This is a genomic window from Runella sp. R0.1_18, from assembly GCF_057652155.1.
This window is the reverse complement of record NZ_JBYFCK010000069.1, coordinates 1-1,325: the sequence shown is the minus strand read 5'-3', so window position 1 is coordinate 1,325 and position 1,325 is coordinate 1. Positions and strand designations below refer to the sequence as shown.

The 1,325-nt window shown below is 46.9% G+C and carries 1 protein-coding gene; it reads right to left on the bottom strand.

The features are described 5' to 3' along the window. Positions 1–1,325: IS66 family transposase (gene tnpC / locus AC23P2_RS31040; RefSeq protein ID WP_487776779.1), on the bottom strand; the 1,325-nt coding region annotated here is incomplete at both ends.

Sequence of the window (1,325 nt, the reverse complement as noted above, 5' to 3'; positions counted from 1 at the left end):
CCAGCGATACGTGCGTAGGCAGTCGCCCCACCGATACTACGGAAGCAGTTACTAATTTTTTGTTTCACCTTGGCGGCTCTCAAGTCGCGCTCGGCTTGGTTATTGGTGAAGGGTACCCCTGACTCAAATGCAAATGCAAGCACGGCCTCTTGATGAAAAATCAAGCGCTGTAACAAGTTACGCCCAGTCGTCCTTTTGGCTCTGCCCAAGCGGCCATTTGATTTGATAAAGCAGATAGGGGGATGTTCTTCTTGGTCGGCCTGTTGGCAAATTTGTTGGTAGCGTATTCTCCAATGTGCCTGTTGGTCAGTAGGAATCGGACCGTGGCGAGAGGTTTGATAAGCCTGCATTAAGTACTCGTGCATGTCTTTAGCCCACTGTCGTCCTTGGTCAATGAGAGCTTGCAATTCTCGCAATAAATGTGCCCCACACAGACTGTGTCGTCCTTTCCCTACCGTAAAATAAGACAACCAGCAATCGTGAACCGTCCAATTAACACATTCAGAAAAAATACTTTTTTCTGACAAAAGTGCTTGTTGACCTCGTTTGTCGTGAACAAAAAAGTATGTATATAGATTGTTACTCGCTAAATGAAGCCACTTCAATCCCCCTTCAATGCGTAGCCCCGTTTCATCAAAGTGGCAGACGGGGGCTGCTTTCAGCTGCTCTTTTATCTGGGTTTCAATCGGAGCTAACTGTTCATAAAGCTTGCTTTGAGCACTGCTCAGTGTCGCTGGATTATAGGCATAACCCGTCAAATCAGCCCATAATTGACTTATCTTTGAGAAGGGTAAACGATAATCGACATTGAGCATAATACTCTGAGCATGAATGCGATTGCCATATTGAACGGGAGCGACCACATCCGCAGGAAACTGGCCTACTTGCTTGTGGCCGCATGAGCAACGGTGAGCCACCAATTCGTGCTGGCTTACCCACAAACGAGTAGGTGGCAAATCAAACACCTGACGGCGGGCAACGACTTGTCCCTCGCCTTGTAAGGCAAGGCCACAATTGCCACACTGGCTGGCACTATGGATATGAATCTCGTCAGGATGTGCTACGAATTGAAGGGTTTTGCCTGGATGACCATGCTGACCTCCTGGCTTTTTGCCTGATGATTTTGGAAGCGCTGCTTTAATAAGAGGCTTCTTTGAATATCCTTCACTTGAAGGTGGTTTGTGTGAGTTTGAGGAGTTTTGGCTAAGTTGACGACGCAAGTCAGCATTTTCCGCTTCTAACTCCTCGATACGAAGTAGTAAGCGGTTGACTAACGCCTTCAAGTCCGATATTTCTTTAATCAACTCTTCCATAATCTCATCTAT